The sequence below is a fragment of the Solibacillus sp. FSL R5-0449 genome (assembly GCF_037975215.1).
In the GTDB taxonomy this organism is placed as follows: domain Bacteria; phylum Bacillota; class Bacilli; order Bacillales_A; family Planococcaceae; genus Solibacillus.
On the sequence record NZ_CP150239.1, the window covers coordinates 18,690 to 37,500 of the forward strand.

Sequence of the window (18,811 nt, forward strand, 5' to 3'; positions counted from 1 at the left end):
AATTTGTCGATAAACCATGCAAAACATACATTGATACATGGAGGGATTAATTATGTGTGGAATATCTGGTTGGATTGATTATTCGACTCACTTAGTAAATGAAGAAGCAATGATAAAAAAAATGACGAGGACGCTTTTACATCGAGGTCCGGATAGTGAAGGGTACTTTATAAGCAAACATGCTTTACTCGGCCATAAACGGCTTGCAATCATTGATTTAGTGACAGGTAATCAACCGATGACTCGAGGCGATTTGACCATCGTATATAATGGGGAAGTTTACAATGCAAACGAGTTGCGTGAACAGCTTAAAAATTTAGGGCATTCCTTTTATACGACATCCGATACGGAAGTTATTTTAATGGCATATGTTGAATGGAAAGAGCGCTGTATGGAGTACTTAAATGGGATCTTTGCTTTTGCGGTATGGAACGAGCAGGAGCAGTCGTTATTTCTATGTCGTGACCGGCTAGGGGTAAAGCCGCTGTTTTATTATGAGCTTCCGGATGGGCTATTGTTCAGCTCAGAAATAAAAGGGATACTGGCACATCCTGCTGTAAAGGCGGAAGTGGATGCAGAAGGACTTGCTGCTTTATTCAGTCTTGGTCCATCACGTATTGTGGGGCATGCCATATTTAAAGGAATTAAGGAAGTTAAGCCCGCATACGCAATGATGGTGCGCAGCGGTTTCAGAAAAAGCTGGCAGTACTGGGATATCGAAAGTAAACAACATGAGCATTCAGAGGCAGAAACAATTGAAAATGTCCGGGAGCTCGTAACAAATGCAATTATTCGTCAGTTAATAAGTGATGTACCGCTAAGCACAATGCTTTCAGGTGGACTCGATTCAAGTATCATTACGGCGGTTGCAGCACAACATCTAGCAAAAGAGCAGAAAACATTGTCGACTTATTCTGTAGCATTTGAGGAAAATGACTATCACTTCACGAAAAACTCATTTCAGACGTCACAGGATGAATACTGGATCGGGAAAATGCAACAGGCATTTCAGACAAAGCACCGCCAAGTGACGCTGACCCAACAAGAGTTAGTAGATGCTTTAGAACAGGCAATGCGCTTAAAAGACATGCCGAGTATGGCCGATATTGATAGCTCATTTTATTTATTCTGCAAAGAAATGAAAAAAGAACATACTGTAGCGCTGTCGGGTGAATGTGCTGACGAAGTTTTTGGCGGTTATCCATGGTTTTATGAAGGAAAAAGAGAAACGATTTTCCCATGGCTTCGTTCTACAAAGGAACGTGAACAGTTATTTAAATCAGATTGGCAAAAACGTCTGCAGTTACCGCAGTTTATGCAAAGCACCTATGAAGAGGCGGTAAAGGGGATGCCCTCATTTATAGGGACTAAAGAAGAGCAGGAACGCCAGCAGCTGTTTTATTTAAATAACCAGTTCTTTATGCAGACATTATTGGAAAGAAATGACCGGATGACAATGGGTGCAAGTATGGAAGTTCGTGTACCGTTTGCCGATCATACAATAATTGAATACGTATGGAATATTCCTTGGGAAATGAAAAACAGCGGCGGCATGGAAAAGGGGATTTTACGAAAGGCGTTTCAGGATCTTTTACCGAAGGAAGTTGTGGAACGTAAGAAAAACCCGTATCCGAAAACGTACCATCCTAAATATACAGAACTCGTCCATAACCGGCTGGAGCAAATTTTACGGCAGAAACACTCAGTTCTTCATGAATTATTCGAGAAGGAGCAGTTAGAGCGATTATTAGCTACAAACGGTCAATCATTTCAAATACCTTGGTTTGGCCAGTTAATGGCAGGACCGCAACTCATCGCATACTTTATACAATTGCATGATTGGGTTGAACAATACCGGATTAATATTATTTCAACATAAAGAGATGTTCCTATATGGAACGTCTCTTTACCTTTTAGAAATTCCCCAAATGTCCATTAGCTGATGAATGTTCGGCTCAATATCTGTAAGCTGTAAATTGCCAAACCCTAATAAAAATGTCCTTTTGGAATAATGCTGCTCTGTTAAATAATAATTTGATAACGGTAAAATATGAATCCCGTGTTCACGTGCAATCTGTTGCAGTTCCCGTTCAGATTTCTCATGACGGAATGCAACAAGGATGTTCGTACCGGCAGCGTCTCCGGATATTGTTATTTGAGAGTAATGATTTGAAAAGACTTCAATACATTTATCGTGTTTTTTACGGTAAATTTTACGCATCCGATTTAAATGTTTGGCAAAGTGTCCGTCCTTCATAAAATTCGCTAAAATATGCTGTTCAAAACGAGGAACAGTAGAAGAATAGTAATTAAAATGTTCCTGATAGCGCTGAACAAGTGTTGGCGGCAAGACGAAAAAGGCAACACGCAAGGATGGCATCAGAGATTTCGTAAAAGTACTTAAATAAATGACCCGGTCATTGGCATCAAGCCCTCTGAGTGCGGGTATGGGCTTTCCAATATAGCGAAATTCGCTGTCGTAATCATCTTCGATTATAAAGCGGTCCGGTGTTTTAGCAGCCCAATTTAATAATTGTGTGCGACGGTTGGCTGAAAGAACCGCACCTGTCGGGAATTGATGTGAAGGTGTAATGTAAACGACATTTGCATTTGATTTCTGTAATTCCTCCACTACAATACCATCTGTATCAACAGAAATCGGAATGGCGAGTTGCCCTAATTGATGACGGGGAATAGGTGAATAGCCTGGATTTTCAAAGGCAAGCTTAGAATCAGCATCTAAAATTTTTAAAATCATGGGCAGTAACTGCTCAGTACCGGATCCAATGACGATTTGCTCTGGCTGGCATTCGATGCCACGTGATTGGTGTAAATAGTTTGCAATTTCAATACGCAATGCAAGCTCACCTTGGCGTTCTCCTGTCTGAAGTAAATGTTTGAACGGCCTATCGAGCACGTCTTTTGCGTATTTTCTCCATATTGTAAAAGGAAAAGCTTCCTCATCAATTTTTGCAGAAGAGAAATCAATTTTATATTCTTTAGTTTTCGCTGTTTTTTTTATTTCATTGTTCGCTGTTTCACTTTGGCGGTAAGGCAATGAATCGATCTCTTCAACAAAATAACCGACACGCGGTTTTGACATAATATAGCCTTCCGCCAACAGCTGCGAATATGCAAGTTCGACGGTAGTTTGGCTTATATTGAAGAAATCTGCAAGTTCTCTTTTAGAAGGGAGACGTACACCAACAGCGAGCTGGTTGTTGGTAATTGCATTTTTTATGCCGATATACAGTTGTTCATATAGTGGAATCGTATGGTCCTTATTAAGCTGAAAGAAAAGCACTTTACTTCCTCCTTATGTAACCTTATTGAAATTTCAAATTTAACTAATGTTGATAGTGTCAGAAAAGTATAGCATGATGTAAAAAATTAGTGAACGTTTTCATAGGAACTTGCAAATGTATATGGTTTTATAGTACAGTATGGTTAAATTTATAAATGAATTCGATGATAGGAAGTAGTAGCAAGCACGTTTTTTTTAGAGAGTCAGCGGTCGGTGGAAGCTGATAAAAACACTTGTGAATCCGTCCTTGAGATGCTTTTCCCGAAATAATAGTAGGTGGAAGCCGGCTTACCAAAGTCGTTAATTGTTAAGAGGAATAGATTTTTCTATTCAATTAGGGTGGCAACGCGGGTAGCTCTCGTCCCTTTCATAGGGATTGAGGGCTTTTTTGTATTTATTCCGCTAATACATTAATGCGTTAAAGTGCTCAAGATCATCATTTCATAAATTCTAGGAGGAAAAAATTATGTTAGATATTAAACGCGTCCGCGACAATTTTGAAGAAGTAAAACGTATGCTTCTTACACGTAATGAGGATTTAGGGAATCTCGATAACTTTGAAAACTTAGATACAAAGCGTCGTGAATTAATCGCTAAAACAGAAGTACTGAAAGCAGAGCGCAATAAAGTGTCTGAACAAATTTCTGTTATGAAGCGCAACAAAGAAGATGCAACAGAAGTGATTGCACGTATGCGTGAAGTAGGCGATGAAATTAAAGCATTGGATGCTGAATTAAACGCAATTGAAGATGAATTTAAAAATATGATGATGCGTTTGCCGAATATCCCTCATGAATCAGTACCTGTTGGCACAGAAGAAGATGATAATGTGGAAGAATACACTTGGGGCGATGTACCGGCGTTTGATTTTGAAACAAAGGCACACTGGGATATTGCAAAAGATTTAGATATCGTGGATTTTGAGCGCGGAGCTAAAGTTACGGGAAGCCGCTTCTTATTCTATAAAGGTTTAGGTGCACGTTTAGAGCGTGCTTTACTGAACTTCATGATGGACCTTCATTCAGATGAGCATGGCTATACAGAAATGCTGCCACCGCAAATCGTTAACCGCGATTCACTGACAGGTACAGGCCAATTACCGAAGTTTGAAGAAGATGTATTTAAATTAGTTCGTGAAGAAGATGAAATGGATTATTACTTGATTCCAACTGCTGAAGTTCCGGTAACAAACTACTACCGTGATGAAATTTTATCAGCAGATATGCTTCCGCAGGCTTTCTCTGCATTCAGTGCTAACTTCCGTTCAGAAGCAGGATCTGCAGGTCGTGATACACGTGGATTGATCCGTCAGCACCAGTTCAACAAAGTAGAATTAGTGCGCTTTGTTAAACCGGAAGAATCTTATGAACAACTTGAAATTTTAACTGGTCATGCTGAAAAAGTGTTACAACTATTAGGTTTACCATACCGCAAATTAAAAATGTGTACAGCAGATTTAGGTTTCACAGCTGCGAAGAAATACGATTTAGAAGTATGGATTCCTGCGCAAAACATGTACCGCGAAATTTCTTCATGTTCAAACTTCGAAGATTTCCAAGCGCGTCGTGCCAATATCCGTTTCCGTCGTGAAGCAGGAGCAAAACCGGAATTCGTTCACACGTTAAACGGTTCAGGTCTGGCAATTGGTCGTACAGTAGCAGCAATTCTGGAAAACTACCAACAAGAAGACGGTTCTGTTGTTATTCCTGAAGTGTTACGTCCATATATGGGTGGCGTAGAAGTCATTACTGCGAAATAGAATTTTTTTACACCAACTTGTTTATTGCAGGTTGGTGTTTTTTAAAACTTGGAGGGTATTATGGATTATTTCTTATTTAAAATGATTCCGGAAAAGTATAAGGCAAGTTTTCATGAAGTACATAAAGCGGTTTTCGACGGAAGTGTATTCAATGAACAAAAACTGCAAAAGAAGCCCAATTTACTCGTTATTTTAGCAGTTGATGAAGCACGTGTAGCCGGGTTTAAGCTTGGGTATGAGCATCCAGATGGTGTTTTTTATAGCTGGCTTGGAGGTGTACATCCTGATTATCAAAAGCAAGGCATTGCTGCGAACTGTATGGAAATGCAGCATCACTGGTGTAAAGAACATGGCTACACACGAGTACGTACATATGGTCGCAATGAAAAAAAGGCGATGTTAATTGTTAATTTAAAGTCAGGCTTTCAAATTGTAAATACATTTATTGATGACAAAGGTCAACATAAAATTGTATTTGAAAAGCAACTATAAAGGAAGATACATTTACTTCCTTATTATAATTTGTTATATTCTAGAAAATAATTGCATTTTCGCAGATTTTTTAAATTAGGGGTGAAGTACATGTATTTTCCAAAGCACGTGGAAATCATTGAGGTAGGACCGCGGGATGGGCTGCAAAATGAGGAAACTTTTGTTCCGACAGAAAGTAAAAAAACGCTCATTAAAAAACTTTCCTTAGCAGGATTCAATCGAATTGAAACTGCATCATTTGTACATCCAAAAGTTGTACCGCAAATGGCAGATGCCGCAGAAATTGCGACATTTTGCAGAGAGCTTGGTATGAAGTTTATAGCGTTGACACCAAATGTAAAAGCACTGCAGCACGCTATTGATGCAGGTGTGCCGCAAATTGCCGTCTTTGTCGGAGCGAGTGAAACATTCAATAAAAAAAACATTAACCGTACTATTGAGCAGTCACTTGCTGAATGTACCGAAGTTTTTCAGCTTGCCAAAAAGCATCGTCTTTTTATTCGGGGCTATGTATCGATGTGCTTTAGCTGTCCATATGAAGGGGAGGTTCATTATGATCAAGTAAAGCGTGTTGTCAGCCATTTTGTGACACACGGAGCCGATGAAATCTCAATAGGGGATACAAATGGGCAAGCTAATCCGAAACTTGTTTACGAGCGGTTTTCGCAGCTTAGGAAAGATTTCCCGCACACACAATTTGTAGGACATTTCCATGATACGAATGGCTTTGCCTATGTGAATATTTTAGCGGCGATACAAGCAGGAATTGAAAAGTTTGATAGTTCAATAGCCGGACTGGGCGGCTGTCCTTTTTCACCTGGTGCAACAGGAAATGTCTCCACAGAAAAAGTCGTGCAATTATTGGAGGAAATGAATGTTGGAACGAATATAAAGCAAGATGCTTTAAAAGAAGCAGCGCATTTTGCGAAAACTATTATAGAAAACTAGTAAGGGCTTTCTGAATACATTGTGAGGATTATTAAACTATTTAGACTACTATTATATGGGACTTATAAATTAAAAAAGACGAGAGGATGCAGCATCTATCTACAACTCTCGTCTTTTTCTTATTGTGTGGGGTAAATATAGCATCATCCATAATATAAAGATCACAAGTGTCAAGCTTACCAAATAACCAGAAGCACCAAATGCATCATAGAGCCATTGCAGCGGTGTTCCCCTCACCGGCTTATTCAAAAACATAAAGTTCGTCTGAAAGCGTGCATTATACACGTATATGGGCGGTACAGTTATAGCTAAAAATAATATAGCACGCCAAATATCGGAAAAGGCTGTCTGAAGCTGATTTGTGAAAGTTAGTACGAACACAAAAATAACAAGCAGTGCATGAAAGACGAAGCTGTGAAAATGTAAAAAGCCGCCTACCGGATCAATTGTCCATCCGGGGAATAAAAGGGCAATCGCAGCTCCAGGTAATGTAAGCGTGAATAGTAATGTAGCAGTTGTACGAGTTGGAAAATAGGCATGCCAGCCAATAATGAAAATGCCAAAACCGCACAAATGGAGCGGGGGACTCCAATAGGAATATTGGTTTGTTACGAGTAAATAAAGTTGTTTTGCTACTTCTAAACATAGCAGCAGCCAGAACACCTGCTTTTGAAAAAGATGTTGCTTTTCTTGAGAAGAATCACGATAAAAATATAACGAAATAACTAAAAAACCGGCAATAAAAATAAGCCACATTATATGAATCGAATCAAAAATGGAAAATCCGTTCATCCCACACACCTTACTTTTCAGATTGTTGTTTTCTCGCTAATTTCTCTGCTTTTTTCCGGTCGCGAAGCGCTTTGAAAAAGTCCGTTAAAATTTGTCCGCACTCTTCCGCCATCACACCTTCTTTTACATTACATTCATGATTGAATCGAGGGTCATTGAGCAGACGGTATAATGAGTCGACACAGCCCGCCTTTATATCACGTGCACCGTAAACAACCCGTGGTACGCGTGACTGCAAAATGGCTCCTGCACACATCGGGCAAGGTTCAAGTGTAACGTATAAAGTAGTCTCTTCTAAACGCCAGCTGCCTATTTTACGGCATGCTTCCTGAATGGCCATGCTTTCCGCATGTGTCAGTGCATTTTGGGTTGTTTCACGTAAATTATGTGCACGTGCAATTATTTCATCTTTATATACAATAACTGCGCCGATCGGTACTTCTCCAAGGGCCGCAGCTTTTTTCGCTTCTACCAATGCTTCCTGCATGTAATGGTGATCTTTATTTTCGAGCATTCATCTATCACTCCTTAAATCCTAGTTTAGCATGCCATTGAATAGTTGGGCGATAAGAAATAAATCATGCTATGATGGAGGAAAAGTTTGAAGGAGAACAGCAATGAAATCATTTCAAACCTTGGAAGAAGCAAATAATTATTTTGAAACAGCATTGGCTGATCTAGATATTGAGTATGAGCAGAAATTGTTGATGATTGAAAAAAATGAGCAGCAAGTAGCTCTTACATTGAAGAAGCAATATGAACAGCAAAAGGCTGCCATTGTACTGCAGCATGAACAGGAAGAAAACAAACTTAAACAAAATCGCGATCAAGCAATCGAGAAAATTGAAATGTTATTCGCCAACAAAAGAAAAGTTATATTGGATAACTTTAAAAACGCTTTTGAAGAAGAAAAGAAAAACTATCAAGTCAATAAGATTGAACTTCTTGAGCAAAAACAAGCAGAAGAACGCAGAAAGTTTCAAACCTACACTAACGAGCAACAAAAGCTACTATCACAATTTACATACGCTTCAGGCCTGACAGATGCAATGGAACGGGCAATCGATAATTTACATCAGGAGCTAACAGACATTTTGATAAAATATAATCAGCAGTTTGATGATGCTGAGCAGCTGTTTGAAGAGAGATGCCACGGGCTTGAACAAAGGCGTGATGAGGCCATCGAAACCCTCATCGACAATGAGGCAGCTTCACAAAGCCAGCTGGATGATCAGTTATTCGAGGCATTGCAGGATTTATCCGAAAAAACAGAGAAAAACTATGAGCAAATCGAACAAAATTTTATGGAAAAAGAACAGTCTCTTCAGGAAATGGTATTTACCCAGCAAGAAAAAATAAATGCTGATTATGATGAGCAGCGTGAAAAGTTATTCAAATTACAGGAGCAAGCGCTGGCACAATTTGATTAGTAGAAATTGGCTAGTCACGAATTCGGTAAAATGGAATAGTTTACTTTGTTGTCTAAAGAACGTTGTGATAAAATTAAAAGCATTGACTATAAAAAGAGAAGGAGCACTTCTAATGTCTGTGCCATTTATAACAGTAGAAGGTCCGATTGGTGTTGGGAAGACCTCATTATCTAAGGCCGTATCACAAACGTTTGACTATCATTTATTAAAAGAGATTGTAGATGAAAATCCATTTCTAGGTAAGTTCTATGAAGATATTAGTGAATGGAGCTTCCAAACGGAAATGTTTTTCCTGTGCAATCGCTATAAACAATTATCTGATATTCATGAAATTCTTGGAGCACAAGGGCCAGTAGTGGCTGATTATCATATATTTAAAAATTTGATCTTTGCAAAGCGTACTTTGAAGCCGACAGAGTATGAAAAGTACGAGTCGATCTACCGAATTTTAACTGCTGATATGCCAAAGCCAAATATGGTCATTTATTTACATGCAAGCTTAGACACATTAATGAAACGGATCGCGATGCGCGGCCGTGAAATGGAAAAGAACATTTCACGTGAATATATGGAACAACTTTCAAGCGATTATCATCAATTTATCGGACATTTTGAAAAGATGCATCCAGAAATTCCTGTCATCTCATTAAATGGAGATGAGCTTGATTTTGTGAAAAATGAAGAAGATTTACAGTACGTACTACGATTAGTAGAAGAAAAGTTACAACAAAGGAGTTTGCATCAGAAATGAACTTAAGAGAGAAGTACAATATTCCTGCTAATGCAGTGATTACTATTGCAGGAACAGTCGGTGTCGGAAAATCAACAATGACAAAAGCGTTATCACATAGCTTAAACTTCCGTACCTCATATGAAAAGGTTGATACAAACCCTTATTTAGATAAATTTTATGATGATTTTGAAAAGTGGAGCTTCCATTTGCAAGTATATTTCCTTGCTGAACGTTTTAAAGAACAGAAGCGTATTTTTGAATATGGCGGGGGCTTTATACAGGACCGTTCTATTTACGAAGATACAGGCATTTTTGCGAAGATGCATTATGACAAAGGTACAATGACACCGACAGATTATGAAACATATACAAATCTGTTTGATGCAATGGTTATGACACCATATTTCCCGCATCCGGATTTACTTGTATATTTGGAAGGGCCAATTGATGATGTGATTGGACGTATCCATGAACGTGGACGCGAGATGGAACAGCAAACACCTCATTCGTACTGGGAAGAAATGCACGGACGCTATGAAGACTGGATTAACAATTTCAATGCATGTCCGGTACTGCGTATTGATATTAACGATTACGATTTAATGAAAAATCCTGCACAAGTTGAGGATGTCGTAGCACGTATCGGTTATATGCTTGAACAAACAAGCCATTTACGAAAATAATAAAAAAGGACTGATTTCTGTATGGTAGCGGAAATCAGTCTTTTTTATTTTGTCCAAACGATAATAAAAATAGGGGTCATGATCAGCACAAAGACAAAGAAGCTCCATAAAACCTGTTTACCAGTCGTCATATTTTTAGGTTTCATACTGATGGATTCGTAGAGCTCATTCACTGCGCGCTGTTCTCTTTCATAAAGCATTCTTTGGAAAGAAGCATAGTTTTCGATATATGATGCCGGGTTTTCAAAATGAAAGCGAATCGCACGTATATCATCTGTCACATCTTTCTCTTGATGCATATATGTGATCGTAGGGGCAAGACCGCCTGTCAGCCGGGCCGTAACTTGTATATCGAAGGTCTTCATCTTATAGGTTTTCTTCCCGCTTTCATCCGTTACCGTCTCAATGAGCGAGTTGTTCAATATAGTTCCCTCCTTTTATTAATAGTATTCCCAATATAAGTATATTTGTAACGACTTTAAAAAATATTGCGAAGGAAAAGTTACATCGTTTATGCTTGAAGTAATTACAAATTTTTACGGTTTGTAATATTATAGCGAAAAGGGGATGGGAATATGACTTTATCGATGGTAGATCGCTTACGGGCATTACCGACGACAGCAATTTCCGATGCAACAGGGGGACATACGAATGTAGCATCCGCAATTAAACCGCTTGCCGAACACTTTAAAATTGCTGGACAAGCAAGAACGGTCCGCTTGCCGGACGGGGAAAATGGTGCGGTATTAGAAGCAATCAGTCAGGCTGGAAAAGGGGAAATTTTAGTCATTGATGCTAAAGGCAATACGAATCGTGCTGTAGCAGGGGATTTTGTTATGCAGCTTGCGCAAGGTGTCGGTGTACAAGGATTTGTCGTGGACGGGGTTATTCGCGATATAGCAGCTGCAAAAGAAATTGATTTTCCGGTATTTGCATTAGGTACAACAGTGGCAGCAGGCAATAAACACGGTGGCGGGACAGTTGGCATAGCCGTATCTGTAGGAAATGTTGCTGTTCAAACAGGCGATTATGTAATTGGTGACAGTGACGGGGTCGTTATTATCCCTCAGAAGGACATTGAGCAGATTATTGAAGCAGCAGAAGCAAAAGTGGCAAAAGACGATGAGCGGGCACATGAAGCATTACATAATGGGGAAGCATCAATCCGCGCTTATTTAGCAAAAGTAGTGAAATAAAAAATGGCGTAGTGAAGTTATCGTTCACTACGCCATTTTCTAATTTTATTTTAAGTTCGCAGCTTGGTATTCAGCAAATTGCTTCTCGTCGAAACGTTTTTCCCATTTCGCCATAACAAGTGCTGCCAATGTGTTACCTACTACGTTTACAGCTGTACGAGCCATATCTAAAATACGGTCAATACCTGCAATAAATGCTAAACCTTCAAGTGGAATACCTACAGAACCCAATGTTGCAAGAAGTACTACGAAAGATACCCCTGGAACACCTGCAATACCTTTAGATGTTACCATCAATACAAGCATTAATGTAATCTGTTCCATAATTGAAAGGTCAATACCGTACATTTGCGCAATGAAAATCGCTGCAATAGCCTGGTAAAGAGTAGAACCGTCTAAGTTGAATGAATAACCTGTCGGGATTACGAATGATACGATATCTTTCGGTGCACCCATTTTTTCTGTTTTTAACATAATACGAGGTAATACTGTCTCTGATGAAGAAGTAGAGAATGCCAGTAAAAGCTCGTCCTTGATCATACGAATTAATTTGAAGATATTAATGCCGAATATACGGGCTGTAATACCTAAAATAACGATTACAAAGAAAATCATTGTGGCATAAACTAAAATCGCCAGTTTTCCTAATGGAATAAGGGATTCTACACCAAATTTGGAAACGGTTACACCAATAAGTGCAAAGACCCCGATCGGTGCGAATTTCATTACTAAGTTTGTAACCCAGAACATGGCGTCTGCCGTTCCTTGGAAGAATGCAAGCACTGGTTTTCCGCGTTCGCCAATTGCTGCTACACCTAAACCGAAAATTACAGAGAAGAAAATAATCGCAAGCATATCGCCTTCTGCCATTGCATTTACAATGTTTTTAGGAACGACATCTACAATAATTTGGAAAGTTCCTTTGTCCTCTTCAGCTTCCGTTGTTTCTACATATGAAGAAATATCAGATTTCTCTAATGCATTCATATCAATACCAGCACCTGGTTGGAATAGGTTAGCTGCTAATAAACCAACAACAATCGCAACTGTTGTAATAACTTCGAAGTAAATAAGTGTTTTACCGCCAAGACGACCCAATTGTTTCATATCACCAGTTCCGGCAACACCAACGATCAGTGTCGAAATAATAATCGGTACTACGATCATCTTAATTAAGTTTAAGAAAATATCGCCAAGGGGCTGTAAGTAAGACTGTGCAGTTGCATTACCAAAGAACACAGCACCCACGATAACACCGAGTACAAGACCGATTAAAATTTGCGCGGCTAAACTAATTTTAAACTTTTTCAAAATATAGTTCCTCCTAAAAAATCAGATTCAGGACTAGCCTAAAACTAATTTTATTAGATACATACAAAATCCGACAAAAACCGACTAATCCACTTTACTAATTATTTCTGAATATAAAACTTGAATGAATTTTTTTATGTTCACTTTTGCTTTACGTTGCTCATTTTTCTCTATTTGATTCATTAAGTGACGGATGTCCGTCAAGTCAAAATAGCGTGGGGTATAATATTCAAATTCAGAGTTTGTATAATCGACAATCCCTAAGTTCGCCAAGTTAATCATTGCAGCTAATATCGTTCGGCGTACACGTTGTTCAATCGCCTTACTTTCTTTTAAAATATCGTCCGGTGTATTTTTCGTCAGCATAGCTACACGTTCATATACTTCTTTCAACGGAGGAAGCGGCGCAATTTTATGCTTTTCGATTAATAGCTGTTCAATAATTTTAATAATATCTTCACTTCCGACTTCAGCGACAATGCCCATATCATTTAAGATCGACTGAATATGTTCCCGTGCCGTCTTCTTTGTATGTGTCACATCCGTAATATCAAAGTTTGTCAGGGACTGACGAATAACTTGCAAAGAATTTCTTAATAAGTATTGCTCAGTTGTCCGTTTTAATACCATTTGTACTTCGACCTTATTAATAGGCTTATGAATAAAAAATTCAATTCCTTTTGAATAGCCTTCAGCGACCATTTCTTTATTAACAACTTGTGAGATCATAATAAACTGACCTTTAAATCCATTTTGTTGAAGGCGTTCAATTGTCTCAATTCCATCCAACTGCGGCATAAGTAAGTCAATTAATACAAACTCCGGCTGCATCATCAAAATTTGTGGAATGGCATCCAGACCGTTTTTGGCCTCTCCAATAACAGCTCCGAGTTCACAGTCGTTAATAATATTACTGAGCATCATACGGCTTGCCCGGTCATCATCTACTATAAAATAGCGCATTAGTAATTCTCCTTTTGAATACTTTTTATAGGAATTTGCACAACAAAACAAGTCGATGTATTGCTCGTTACGTGAATATTCCCTTTAAGATTTTCAACAATTGTTTTTGTATGGGAAAGACCGATTCCTGTAGAACCCTGGCCTTGTTCGTTAAACTTGGATGTATAACCTGGATCAAAAATGATTGGTATGAGTGCTGCATCAATACCAACTCCATTATCTTCTACAATAAAAGAAATCGTATCCTGTTCAACTGCAACATTCAATGTAATAAATCCGCTCTCTTCAATTGCCTCCACAGCGTTAGCCATTAAATTATTCAAAATAGCAAATAGCGCTATATGATTTTTTGTTTGAAAATCATTTGGACAAATCAGTGTAAAGGAAATTGATTTATTTAAATAGGCTGCATAATTTTCATTTGCCTCCACAATAAAGCTTAGTAAATCAGTCAATAGAAAATTAGACGGGTAATTTCTCGACGTAATTTTAGAAATCCCGGCATGAATGCGTTCATTATCTTTTTTTACTTCATGAATTTCCTGGGCAATATGTAAAGCATCGGAAGCTAGCTGTGCTTCATTAGATTTTAGCTTTTTATAAAGCTGGTAACTGTTTGCTGTAAGCTGCTCGATTTGGGTCATCGTTTTTTGAAGATACAATGCTTCTACATATAGTTCCGAGTGAATCGTCATGAGCTGTTTCAGCTGTTTCTTCTGTTCCGACATCGTAATCATGCTGTAAATGCCAACAACAAAATAACTGCGCAGTAATCCAACGAGAATGAACAATAAAAAGGAAGTAAGTGTTTCCTGATCAGAAACAAGCAGAATGTCCGTTAATATATGTTCGATCGTGTTGGAGATTACTTCGGATGCTGTTGCCAATAAACCGAGCATAAGCGGTTGTTTTTTTAACTCGTCCAGCGGGATTAACTTAAAACATAGGGCAAACACTATATAAAAGGCGCCTGCCGGCAAATGTTCAATAATTTGAGTAATGAAGCTTTGTCCATAAATAAAAATATCCAGAAACGAACGACCGACAATGACGATTAGTGCGGTCAATAAACCAGTAGATACAATCGGTAATGGACGGATCAGTAAAGCGAAAAAGAAAATAATGCTGCCTAAACCGAAGCGAAAAGGCCCTTCCTCAAAAGGTATTATTTTAATTTCGCCGCCAATAGCCGTCAATAAGCCGACAAGTAGCATAAATAGAAAAAGTTTAGTTGTTTTAATATGTGGCTGTGTTGATTCCAATTTTGATATACCGCCCTTTACAAACATGACATAGTACTTAATTGTACAAGAAAGTTGTCTATAAATACAAAAAAGTACTATTTCCAACGAGTAGAAATAGTACTTAAAAGTGAATTTAGATATAAAAAAACCCGCTCAACTAAGTAGCGGATGAAAGTTCAAAAATGGAGGAGGTAGAGGGATTCGAACCCCCGCGCGGTGTTACCCGCCTGTCGGTTTTCAAGACCGATCCCTTCAGCCAGACTTGGGTATACCTCCAAAATATTAGATGTCTTTTCGACAAAGATTAATTTACCATGTAATGCGTTTCGCGTCAATAAAATTTGGATAAAAAATCTCTAAAATTTTCGGGTTGGAAAAAATTAATTAAAGCAATTCATTGCAATTTAATAGCTTGCTTAGTATACTAATACTTGCCGTGCTAGATGGGGAGGTAGCGGTGCCCTGTAACTTGCAATCCGCTCTAGCAAGATTGAATTCCTTTTCTGAGGCTGTCCGTATTGTTTGGTCTGCCTTTTGCACGTAGTGTTGACGGTTGGGTCCTGCGCAATAAGTACCCATGAACCATGTCAGGTCCGGAAGGAAGCAGCATTAAGTGGTATCACTTATGTGCCGCGGGGTAGCCTAACCCGAGCTGGCGACAAGAGTAACGCTTATGTGCGGCAGTCGAAGAAAGGTGCACGGTATTAAATTACCATTTCAAACGCATCCATCATTTATTGGTGGGTGCGTTTTTTATATGAAAAAAAGAGATTATCTTCGGCCAAAGTGCTTTCAATAGGGGATGAATTAAGTAGTTTCTGACAGATTTCACAGATATATTATTCGTCTCATTTCAAAAGTGTTTATACTTACTTTATGCTATACTGAATATATGTATTTTTAAATGGAAGGGAGAGGGGAAAGGTTGACATATCAAGCGTTTTATCGTGTTTATAGACCCCAGTCATTCAGAGAAATGTCAGGTCAGACACATGTAAAGAGGACCCTTCAAAATGCTCTCCTCGCAAGCAAGACAACACATGCCTATCTATTTTCCGGTCCTCGAGGAACAGGGAAAACGAGTACTGCAAAAATTTTCGCGAAAGCATTGAACTGTGAAAACGCCCCGGCAAGTGAGCCATGCAATGAATGCCCTACATGTATAAGTATTACTGAAGGTTCACATACAGATGTAATAGAATTTGATGCCGCTTCCAATTCCAGAGTGGAAGAAATGCGCGATATTATTGAAAAAGTCCGTTTTGCCCCGGCTAATGCACGTTTTAAAGTGTACATTATAGATGAGGTGCATATGCTTTCTACGAGCGCATTCAATGCATTATTAAAAACACTTGAAGAGCCACCTGAGCATGCGGTATTTATTTTGGCGACAACAGAGCCTCATAAACTACCAGCAACAATTATTTCCCGTTGTCAGCGATTTGATTTTAAACGACTTTCTTCTATAGATATAGTAGAGCGTATGAAGGTTGTATTAGAAGATATCGGTATGGGTTATGATGAGCAGGCATTAAAGGCAATCGCCCAAGCTGCAGCAGGGGGTATGCGTGATGCATTAAGCTTACTTGATCAGGTTGTTTCATTTAGTAATGAACACGTTCAATTGGACGATGTGCTTCTTGTAACAGGTTCTGTAAGCCAGGATGCATTTTATGATATTGCGATTTCCCTGCAGGAAAAGGATGTTGCCCAAGTATTAGGCAGTGTCGAAAATTTAATTGCTGACGGGAAAGAACCATTACGCCTTGCGGAAGATTTTATTACGTTCTTCCGAGATCTGCTTCTATTAAAGACAGACGGTACGTTAGAGGAATTATTGGAGTTTATTTCACCGGAAGAAAAGTTTTTATCATTAGCGGCTCAGTTTGAAGCTAATACACTTTACGGTTTTATCGATATTTTGGCGAAAACCCAGCAAGAAATGCGCTTTTCGCACCATACGAAAATATATTTAGAAACGGCCCTTTTAAAAATGGCTCAATATAAAGCATCACCGCAAGTGACGGCAGCAGTCGATCCGGCTATTGAAGGTAAGGTAGCCTCACTTGAAAGCCGATTAGGTCAACTGACTCAACAGCTTCAAAATGGTGGAGGGGGCGCACCGGTTCAACAAAAGGAACAGTCCCGCCAGCGTGTACGTCCACAAGGAAATCAATATAATGCTCCGACAGGCCGTATTCAGGAAGTATTAAAGACTGCAACGAAACCTGATCTGCAAAAAGTGAAATCTGCTTGGGCAGGTGGTTTGGCAAGCTTGCAAAAATCACATGCAGCTTTATTGGCGGATGCAGAGCCTGTAGCCGCAAATGCAAGTGCTTTTGTGATAAAATTCAAGTATGATATACATTGTCAAATGGTAGCTGACAACAATGCACTTGTTTCATTGTTTACACAGCAGATCGCTTCGGAAATAGGGATTCAATATGAGCTTTTATGTATACCGGAACCGGCTTGGATTCGTTTGCGTGAAAACTTTATAAATGAAAATGGCTTAAATCAAAAAAAATCGCCATCGGATGAAGTGAATCCGGTGGAGGATTTAAATGAAGAGCCCCCTTTCCTTGACGATGTTCAAGTAATGGAAGCGCAAGATCCGCTCATTACAGAAGCCGAAAAGCGTTTTGGAAAAGACTTTGTTGAGGTTATCGAAGAATAAATACACATTTTAAGGAGGAAAAAAGATGCGTGGTATGGGTAATATGCAAGGCATGATGAAAAAAATGCAAAAAATGCAAAAAGAAATGATGGAAGCACAAGAGGCTTTAAATGCACAGGTATTTGAAGGTGCAGCAGGCGGCGGTATGGTAAAGGTAGTAATGAACGGCCAACGTCAAATGCTTGAAGTAAATTTAGATGAGTCTGTAGTAGATCCGGAAGATATTGAAATGCTTCAAGATTTAATGGTTATTGCAACAAACGAAGCATTGAAAAAAGTTGAAGAGACAACGAATTCTACAATGGGTAAATTCACACAAGGAATGAACCTTCCTTTCTAAGTTGAATCAAGTAGAACGTAGCGCACATCTCAAATATTGGGATGTGCCTTTTTAAAGAAGGGGGAACAGAATGCATTATCCAGAACCGATATCTCGATTAATAGACAGCTTCATGAAATTGCCGGGCATTGGTCCGAAAACAGCTGCTCGACTGGCATTTCACGTATTAACAATGAAAGAAGATACTGTATCGACATTTGCGAAAGCACTTGTTGACGCAAAACGTAACCTACTTTATTGCTCTCAATGTGGTCATATAACAGATATCGACCCTTGTCATATTTGTTCAGATAAACAACGTGATGTATCAACAATTTGTGTTGTACAGGATCCGAAAGATGTAATAGCTATGGAAAAAATGCGTGATTACCAAGGTCTTTATCATGTGTTACACGGTGCAATTTCACCGATGGACGGTATAGGGCCTGAAGATATTAATGTAGCTTCTTTATTGGGGCGCTTGCATGATGAGCGTGTACAAGAGTTAATTTTAGCGACGAACCCGACAATAGAAGGGGAAGCGACAGCGATGTATATTTCCCGCCTTGTTAAACCATCAGGTATTCGCACTACACGTATTGCACATGGATTACCTGTTGGCGGAGATTTAGAATATGCAGATGAAGTAACATTATCAAAAGCGCTGGAAGGTCGTCGCGAGCTGTAATATAGGAGGAAGCCCCATGTTATTTTCTCGAAAAGGGAAACTCAAAAAAGAATTCGATGAGAAACTAGTTTCTTCTATTAAAGAGACAAAAGAAGCTTTACAAAGTGCGAAGGTAATTGAAGGATTGACCGACGATTATAACTTAAGTGTAATTGCCGAACGAAAAAAAGCCGAAAGCATACATTATTACTTATATAAAGAAGCGCGTGTACGTCGTGTATTAATTAAATAATCTTTTAGAAATAAGAAGCGAAGCAGTTGCATATGTTACC

19 protein-coding genes, 1 tRNA gene, 1 other RNA gene and 1 other annotated feature are annotated in these 18,811 nt (G+C 38.9%); of the genes, 13 read left to right on the plus strand and 8 right to left on the minus strand.

What is annotated here, in order from left to right; all coding sequences use genetic code 11:
* Positions 1-52: 52 nt before the first annotated feature.
* Positions 53-1,879: an asparagine synthase (glutamine-hydrolyzing) gene (gene asnB, locus MKY27_RS00065; RefSeq protein WP_339196742.1), complete on the plus strand. Its 1,827-nt coding sequence runs from the start codon at positions 53-55 to the stop codon at positions 1,877-1,879.
* 27 nt (positions 1,880-1,906) lie between these two features.
* Here asnB and MKY27_RS00070 read toward each other — a convergent pair whose 3' ends face one another.
* Complete coding sequence (locus tag MKY27_RS00070; RefSeq protein WP_339196743.1) at positions 1,907-3,304, minus strand: PLP-dependent aminotransferase family protein; 1,398 nt, start codon at positions 3,302-3,304, stop codon at positions 1,907-1,909.
* A 155-nt stretch (positions 3,305-3,459) separates the two neighbouring features.
* Positions 3,460-3,673, plus strand: a binding site (T-box leader).
* A gap of 97 nt (positions 3,674-3,770) precedes the next feature.
* Between MKY27_RS00070 and serS the strand changes: the two genes are divergently transcribed.
* The 3 genes from serS (at position 3,771) to MKY27_RS00085 (ending at position 6,503) form a co-directional block, all read left to right on the plus strand.
* Complete coding sequence (gene serS, locus MKY27_RS00075) at positions 3,771-5,063, plus strand: serine--tRNA ligase (protein WP_339196746.1); 1,293 nt, start codon at positions 3,771-3,773, stop codon at positions 5,061-5,063.
* A 60-nt stretch (positions 5,064-5,123) separates the two neighbouring features.
* Positions 5,124-5,555 (plus strand): GNAT family N-acetyltransferase, encoded by a 432-nt coding sequence (locus tag MKY27_RS00080; RefSeq protein ID WP_339196748.1) that lies wholly within the window; start codon positions 5,124-5,126, stop codon positions 5,553-5,555.
* A gap of 90 nt (positions 5,556-5,645) precedes the next feature.
* On the plus strand, positions 5,646-6,503 hold the full coding sequence (locus MKY27_RS00085; RefSeq protein ID WP_339196750.1) for a hydroxymethylglutaryl-CoA lyase: 858 nt from the start codon (positions 5,646-5,648) through the stop codon (positions 6,501-6,503).
* Positions 6,504-6,602: 99 nt separating this feature from the next.
* Here the strand turns inward: MKY27_RS00085 and MKY27_RS00090 are convergent, their stop codons facing one another.
* A complete protein-coding gene (locus MKY27_RS00090; protein ID WP_339196753.1) occupies positions 6,603-7,295 on the minus strand; it encodes a YwaF family protein in 693 nt (230 codons plus the stop codon).
* A 10-nt stretch (positions 7,296-7,305) separates the two neighbouring features.
* Positions 7,306-7,809 carry a tRNA adenosine(34) deaminase TadA gene (gene tadA / locus MKY27_RS00095; protein ID WP_339196755.1) on the minus strand — a complete coding sequence of 168 codons (504 nt, stop codon included), beginning with the start codon at positions 7,807-7,809 and terminating at the stop codon, positions 7,306-7,308.
* Between the two features lie 103 nt (positions 7,810-7,912).
* Between tadA and MKY27_RS00100 the strand changes: the two genes are divergently transcribed.
* The 3 genes from MKY27_RS00100 to MKY27_RS00110 all read left to right on the plus strand — a co-directional run bounded on the left by MKY27_RS00100 (position 7,913) and on the right by MKY27_RS00110 (position 10,141).
* Positions 7,913-8,725 carry a hypothetical protein gene (locus MKY27_RS00100; protein ID WP_339196758.1) on the plus strand — a complete coding sequence of 271 codons (813 nt, stop codon included), beginning with the start codon at positions 7,913-7,915 and terminating at the stop codon, positions 8,723-8,725.
* Between the two features lie 112 nt (positions 8,726-8,837).
* Positions 8,838-9,476 carry a deoxynucleoside kinase gene (locus tag MKY27_RS00105; RefSeq protein ID WP_339196761.1) on the plus strand — a complete coding sequence of 213 codons (639 nt, stop codon included), beginning with the start codon at positions 8,838-8,840 and terminating at the stop codon, positions 9,474-9,476.
* Positions 9,473-10,141, plus strand: coding sequence for a deoxynucleoside kinase (locus tag MKY27_RS00110; RefSeq protein ID WP_339174622.1), 669 nt, complete (start codon positions 9,473-9,475; stop codon positions 10,139-10,141). Before MKY27_RS00105 ends, MKY27_RS00110 begins: the two co-directional genes overlap by 4 nt.
* Before the next feature lie 44 nt (positions 10,142-10,185).
* On the opposite strand, the gene MKY27_RS00115 is transcribed toward MKY27_RS00110, so the two are convergent.
* Positions 10,186-10,563 (minus strand): sodium:proton antiporter, encoded by a 378-nt coding sequence (locus tag MKY27_RS00115; RefSeq protein WP_339196763.1) that lies wholly within the window; start codon positions 10,561-10,563, stop codon positions 10,186-10,188.
* A gap of 153 nt (positions 10,564-10,716) precedes the next feature.
* Here MKY27_RS00115 and MKY27_RS00120 point away from each other — a divergent pair, with 153 nt between their 5' ends.
* Positions 10,717-11,337 (plus strand): RraA family protein, encoded by a 621-nt coding sequence (locus tag MKY27_RS00120; protein WP_339196764.1) that lies wholly within the window; start codon positions 10,717-10,719, stop codon positions 11,335-11,337.
* A 45-nt stretch (positions 11,338-11,382) separates the two neighbouring features.
* Here MKY27_RS00120 and MKY27_RS00125 read toward each other — a convergent pair whose 3' ends face one another.
* From MKY27_RS00125 to MKY27_RS00140, 4 genes are all read right to left on the minus strand, one after another.
* On the minus strand, positions 11,383-12,651 hold the full coding sequence (locus MKY27_RS00125; protein ID WP_339199563.1) for a cation:dicarboxylase symporter family transporter: 1,269 nt from the start codon (positions 12,649-12,651) through the stop codon (positions 11,383-11,385).
* Positions 12,652-12,732: 81 nt separating this feature from the next.
* Entirely contained in the window at positions 12,733-13,611 is an 879-nt protein-coding gene (locus MKY27_RS00130) for a response regulator (RefSeq protein ID WP_339196765.1), read from the minus strand.
* Positions 13,611-14,873: an ATP-binding protein gene (locus MKY27_RS00135; RefSeq protein WP_339196767.1), complete on the minus strand. Its 1,263-nt coding sequence runs from the start codon at positions 14,871-14,873 to the stop codon at positions 13,611-13,613. Before MKY27_RS00135 ends, MKY27_RS00130 begins: the two co-directional genes overlap by 1 nt.
* A gap of 165 nt (positions 14,874-15,038) precedes the next feature.
* Positions 15,039-15,131, minus strand: a tRNA-Ser gene (locus tag MKY27_RS00140).
* A gap of 158 nt (positions 15,132-15,289) precedes the next feature.
* Between MKY27_RS00140 and ffs the strand changes: the two genes are divergently transcribed.
* The 5 genes from ffs (at position 15,290) to MKY27_RS00165 (ending at position 18,771) form a co-directional block, all read left to right on the plus strand.
* Positions 15,290-15,557, plus strand: an RNA gene (gene ffs, locus MKY27_RS00145) — signal recognition particle sRNA large type.
* A 223-nt stretch (positions 15,558-15,780) separates the two neighbouring features.
* Positions 15,781-17,532, plus strand: a complete 1,752-nt coding sequence (dnaX, locus tag MKY27_RS00150; RefSeq protein ID WP_339196769.1) for a DNA polymerase III subunit gamma/tau — start codon at positions 15,781-15,783, stop codon at positions 17,530-17,532.
* A 25-nt stretch (positions 17,533-17,557) separates the two neighbouring features.
* A complete protein-coding gene (locus tag MKY27_RS00155; protein WP_339174634.1) occupies positions 17,558-17,872 on the plus strand; it encodes a YbaB/EbfC family nucleoid-associated protein in 315 nt (104 codons plus the stop codon).
* Positions 17,873-17,942: 70 nt separating this feature from the next.
* On the plus strand, positions 17,943-18,539 hold the full coding sequence (gene recR / locus MKY27_RS00160) for a recombination mediator RecR (protein WP_079523431.1): 597 nt from the start codon (positions 17,943-17,945) through the stop codon (positions 18,537-18,539).
* 16 nt (positions 18,540-18,555) lie between these two features.
* Positions 18,556-18,771 (plus strand): YaaL family protein, encoded by a 216-nt coding sequence (locus tag MKY27_RS00165; protein WP_339174635.1) that lies wholly within the window; start codon positions 18,556-18,558, stop codon positions 18,769-18,771.
* Positions 18,772-18,811 lie beyond the last annotated feature (40 nt).

What these genes read in the sequence shown, in the direction of transcription:
- MKY27_RS00130 (WP_339196765.1), bottom strand. Translation starts at nt 13,611, where the DNA reads ATGCGCTATTTTATAGTAGATGATGACCGGGCAAGCCGTATGATGCTC.
- serS (WP_339196746.1), top strand. Translation starts at nt 3,771, where the DNA reads ATGTTAGATATTAAACGCGTCCGCGACAATTTTGAAGAAGTAAAACGT.
- MKY27_RS00155 (WP_339174634.1), top strand. Translation starts at nt 17,558, where the DNA reads ATGCGTGGTATGGGTAATATGCAAGGCATGATGAAAAAAATGCAAAAA.
- MKY27_RS00120 (WP_339196764.1), top strand. Translation starts at nt 10,717, where the DNA reads ATGACTTTATCGATGGTAGATCGCTTACGGGCATTACCGACGACAGCA.
- MKY27_RS00100 (WP_339196758.1), top strand. Translation starts at nt 7,913, where the DNA reads ATGAAATCATTTCAAACCTTGGAAGAAGCAAATAATTATTTTGAAACA.
- MKY27_RS00080 (WP_339196748.1), top strand. Translation starts at nt 5,124, where the DNA reads ATGGATTATTTCTTATTTAAAATGATTCCGGAAAAGTATAAGGCAAGT.
- MKY27_RS00110 (WP_339174622.1), top strand. Translation starts at nt 9,473, where the DNA reads ATGAACTTAAGAGAGAAGTACAATATTCCTGCTAATGCAGTGATTACT.
- tadA (WP_339196755.1), bottom strand. Translation starts at nt 7,809, where the DNA reads ATGCTCGAAAATAAAGATCACCATTACATGCAGGAAGCATTGGTAGAA.
- MKY27_RS00165 (WP_339174635.1), top strand. Translation starts at nt 18,556, where the DNA reads ATGTTATTTTCTCGAAAAGGGAAACTCAAAAAAGAATTCGATGAGAAA.
- recR (WP_079523431.1), top strand. Translation starts at nt 17,943, where the DNA reads ATGCATTATCCAGAACCGATATCTCGATTAATAGACAGCTTCATGAAA.
- MKY27_RS00085 (WP_339196750.1), top strand. Translation starts at nt 5,646, where the DNA reads ATGTATTTTCCAAAGCACGTGGAAATCATTGAGGTAGGACCGCGGGAT.
- MKY27_RS00090 (WP_339196753.1), bottom strand. Translation starts at nt 7,295, where the DNA reads ATGAACGGATTTTCCATTTTTGATTCGATTCATATAATGTGGCTTATT.
- MKY27_RS00105 (WP_339196761.1), top strand. Translation starts at nt 8,838, where the DNA reads ATGTCTGTGCCATTTATAACAGTAGAAGGTCCGATTGGTGTTGGGAAG.
- asnB (WP_339196742.1), top strand. Translation starts at nt 53, where the DNA reads ATGTGTGGAATATCTGGTTGGATTGATTATTCGACTCACTTAGTAAAT.